Source organism: Streptomyces brasiliensis (assembly GCF_014647875.1).
GTDB lineage: Bacteria > Actinomycetota > Actinomycetes > Streptomycetales > Streptomycetaceae > Streptomyces > Streptomyces brasiliensis.
In genome coordinates, this window is record NZ_BMQA01000176.1 from 1 (window position 1) to 3,746 (window position 3,746).

Consider the following 3,746-nt stretch of genomic DNA (forward strand, 5'->3'; position numbering starts at 1 on the left):
GGACCACACGTCAGCTTGTCCTCGCAACGCACCTTGTTGTGCAGGTACACGGCCTTGGACCTGGCCACGCACTCGTTCCAGATCCAGCGGCACCGGTCCCACTCCGCCTCGAGCGCAGCCCGCGCGCCAGCGGACACGCGAAGACGATACGTGTACCGGGCGTGCCCGCCATCCCCATTCGTCGTCGCGTCCGTCGTCATGAACCCGAATCTATCTGGGAGGACTGACAGTTGGGAGCTCTTGATCAAGGCGGGCTTGCTCACCCCGTCCCGCGGTGGACGGCCAATCGCCCTCACGGCGATTGCCCTTTCCCTGCCCTGCTCCGCAGGAGTCCGATTCCTCCCCGGCCTGAAGGCCAAGGCATCCTCGCAGGAACCCGGTGAGCCGCGTCCGGTTCCAGCGGGCCGAGCCCCACGCACGACGCACACCTGGGCACGACGCACGAAGACCCGGCCGCCCCCCTTCCGGCCGGGTCCCGCGTGTCGCTGCGTGTGCGTCAGTTGTTGGGGCGCAGGGTCCACACCACCGTCATCTCGCTCGTCACCGCGCCGTCCTCGCGATGGATGGCGACGGCGACCGGGAACTCGGGGCACATCAGAGCCTCCAGCAGACCCGGAGCGCTTCACAGTGCCTCACGCAGCCCTGATGGCGCACAGCCAAGCTTGACCTTGCCCTGCCCAAATGGATGGGCTGAGGCTTCTTTCACCCAGCTGGCCTTCGCCGGTCAGCTGTCGACAGCGGTCGGATTCCTTGGCCAGCTGAGGGAGCGCGCCTTTCCGATCGAGGCGCCTGGTCATGAGGGTGATAACCGCCCAGGTGATCAAGGTTTCGAAGTGTTGGGTGAGCCGTTCGTAGGATGTAAGCCGTCCCCGCTACAGCCACGCGCCGCTCACGTGTGGCGCCCGAAGAGGGCTTTGAACAGTCCGGGTGGCTGCCGGGCAAGATCGATGCGGCAGTCCGGGCAGTGCCAGCCGTCTGCGGCCGGGGCGTCGTCGTACACGATCCCGAACTCGCCGTCGCGGGGCCGCCCACACCGCTCACACGGCTCCACCACAGCCGGGTCGGCGGGACGCAGCTGCTGAAGGCGCTCAGACAGCGTCGGAACCACCGGACGGGCCGGTGCCTGCGTCTGCGCCCAGGCGGCGGCCTGGCCGCGTTCACTCTCGCGTTCCTCGGCCAGGCGGCGTTTGTCGTCCCGGGTGTTCCAGTGTTCGTGGTCGTTCGGGTTGGTGAGGGCGGCGGACAGGTCTTCCCACTGCCCGTGTCCGCACCGCCACCACGCCGCGCCTCTGGGGCCGTGCGTCTGCAGGCGTTCGAGGGTGGTGAACAGGATGGGGATGGCGTCGGCGTAGTCGTAGTAGCCGTCCGTCTCTGAGCTCAGGTGGCTGCCCGTCCGCTGGAAGCTGCCCGACCAGGTCTCGCGGGTGAGGTTCATGACCTTGTTCATGCGGTTCTTCAGCCCCTGTGCTCCAAGGCGGGTGCCGGGGTTGAAGACGATCGCGACCGGTGGGTAGCCCTCCCGGCCGGTCGGCGGGAACAGGGTGCGCCACACAGGCATCTCCCGGCCCCAGCGATCCCGGCCCTTCGTCCGGGTCCGGAAAAAGGCGCGGTACTTGCCGAACTTGGCCGCCAGCGTCTCGACAGGCTCGGTGCAGTTGTCGACCTCCACCAGCAGCACCGGCAGCCCCGCCTCCGGCGCCACAAGGACGGCATCCGCGCGTACCCCGGACCGGTTGCGGCCCACGCTGGGCAGGTTCAGCGAAACCTCCGTCGACCAGGACACGGCACTGCCGATCCCGTCGGACTCCAGCCCGGCCGCCTGCTCACCAGCAGTCGTGCCTGCGGCCAGGCCAGCTGCCGGGCCTTGCGCGCCGGCGCCCTGGCGAGGGACCGGGCGTGTGGGGGCCGGTGGGGTGCGGGTGATGGCGATGACCGTTTCGTTCACCGCCATCGCATGCGGGGCACCGGACCGGGCCGCGCCCCGCGCGGTCCCGCCCATCTCCCCCGCCGGCCTGCCCAAGACTTCGGCCGCCGCGTCCAGACCGAGCGGGGTCAGCCCCCACAGCTTGTTCCCGTCCCGCGCGCTGCCCTCCGACACCGTCAGCCCATGACGGGCCAGGTCCAGGCACGCGTTGCGGAACGCCTTGTTGTCCTTGTGCCCTGGAGCCATCAGCCGGTGGATCTGATCCGGCGTCGCCACCTTCAACACGCCCAGCGCCGCCAGGACGTGACCGCGGACCGCCGTGGTCGATCCGTACGGGTAGGTCTTCGAACCGCCCACTCCCGCCCACCTCTCCCTCTGCACACCGCATACGCGGGGCCATCGGCACCGCGCGGCGGACCGGCCCCCGGCCGGGCCGCAACCCGGGGATACGCGCCGCCCGGCCCCTCTGATCCCGACGCAGCCCCACCCTCCCACCCACCACAGACAATCACTCACAACACCGGGTGGAGACGGAGAGAGAAGAGGGGTGTCGAGGACGCTGGTCGGGCCTGACCAAGGGGTTTGACCTGCGCAAACCCTGTGCGTTGTATCGCCTGTGCCGGTAGGGCAGTCGGTTGGGGGAACGGTAGGGAACGTGGTAGGGAGAATGGAGGCTTGCCCAGCCCGTAGACAGGGGGGAACAAGCCGCCCCCGCGCGCGCAACGCTGCGTATCCCGGGCCGTGACTGATGCGCAGCACAGGCGTTGCACACCGCGTCGCGCAATGCACCGCCGCTCCCTCACCGCGGACACGCGACCCGCGGGAGGACCCGAACCTCCGTTCACGGTCCTCCCGCACCCTCAACGGAAGCGACTACCAAAGCCCCTGTCGAGCGCTACGTAGGTGCGGGTGACGTCGGTCGTCCAAGGCCCGGCCCGTCATGGCCAGTCTTGTCACCGGGTGATGACCTCGGTCATCGTCTTGCCGGGGCAACGTGGTCGAGGTAGCCGGTGATCGCGTGCTCGACGGCGCAGGCGGTGCGGCCACTCGCTCGGGGCCCCGGTGCGAAACAGGTCGTCGAGTTCGTCGAGCCGGGAGGCGAAGTTCGTCTTCTTCGCGTCGCTGGCGTCGTTTTGAGCTGCCACACGGCGCCCCGCCAGCGCTTCACTCAACCGCCCTGGCTGCCGGTGTCGATGCCGATCCCTACTCATAGGAGTGATCGTCGTGGCTCAACTCGCACGGCAAGAGCCCGGTTGACGGTCTTCTCGGTGGGGGTGAGTTCCTGCAGCGGCCTGCGTTTGATGCCCGTAGTCAGCCAGGGGCCGGCGCCCTGGTAGGCGAGATCGGCCAGAATGGGGACTGCGGGTGCCGATAAATCATCCGTGCAGGTAGCGGCCTTGACCACCGGTGTCTGGCCATGCCTGACACCCGCCGAGGTCTTCATCTGCACGGGGCACCGGCGGCATCATGATCTGCCGTGCTGCTGCGACTGGCCTACCTCGCCGCGACCAACGCCTTCGCGCTACTGCGGCTCCTGCCGATGAGCGACAGAGAGAAGGACATCGAGATCCTCGCGCTCCGGCATCAACTGCTGGTCCTGCAACGCCAGGTCGGCAAGCCCGTCTTCACCGATACCGACCGTGCCGTGCTCGCCGGCCTGCTTCACCACCTCCCTATGGACAAGCTGCGGCGTCTCCTGTTGCTGGTCCGCCCGGACACGGTCCTGCGGTGGCATCGCGACCTGCTCAAGCGACGCCCTGCTGTGACCTGCGCACCGAAGCGTCGCGGGCGCCCACCCACCGTCCGCTCGATCCGCGCCTTG

The 3,746-nt window shown here is 68.9% G+C and carries 2 protein-coding genes and 4 pseudogenes; 1 reads left to right on the top strand and 5 read right to left on the bottom strand.

The window, feature by feature from the left end; all coding sequences use genetic code 11:
• From IEZ19_RS52475 to IEZ19_RS49390, 5 genes and pseudogenes are all read right to left on the bottom strand, one after another.
• Positions 1–200: pseudogene (locus tag IEZ19_RS52475) on the bottom strand (RNA-guided endonuclease TnpB family protein); the annotation flags it as partial.
• Between the two features lie 296 nt (positions 201–496).
• Positions 497–607, bottom strand: a pseudogene (locus IEZ19_RS49375) (DUF4442 domain-containing protein); the annotation flags it as partial.
• A gap of 282 nt (positions 608–889) precedes the next feature.
• Positions 890–2,281: a replication-relaxation family protein gene (locus tag IEZ19_RS49380; RefSeq protein WP_189317896.1), complete on the bottom strand. Its 1,392-nt coding sequence runs from the start codon at positions 2,279–2,281 to the stop codon at positions 890–892.
• A gap of 596 nt (positions 2,282–2,877) precedes the next feature.
• Positions 2,878–3,096 (bottom strand): hypothetical protein, encoded by a 219-nt coding sequence (locus IEZ19_RS49385; RefSeq protein ID WP_189317897.1) that lies wholly within the window; start codon positions 3,094–3,096, stop codon positions 2,878–2,880.
• 53 nt (positions 3,097–3,149) lie between these two features.
• A pseudogene (locus tag IEZ19_RS49390) lies at positions 3,150–3,284 on the bottom strand (IS5/IS1182 family transposase); the annotation flags it as partial.
• A 117-nt stretch (positions 3,285–3,401) separates the two neighbouring features.
• Between IEZ19_RS49390 and IEZ19_RS49395 the strand changes: the two are divergent.
• Positions 3,402–3,746: pseudogene (locus tag IEZ19_RS49395) on the top strand (integrase); the annotation flags it as partial.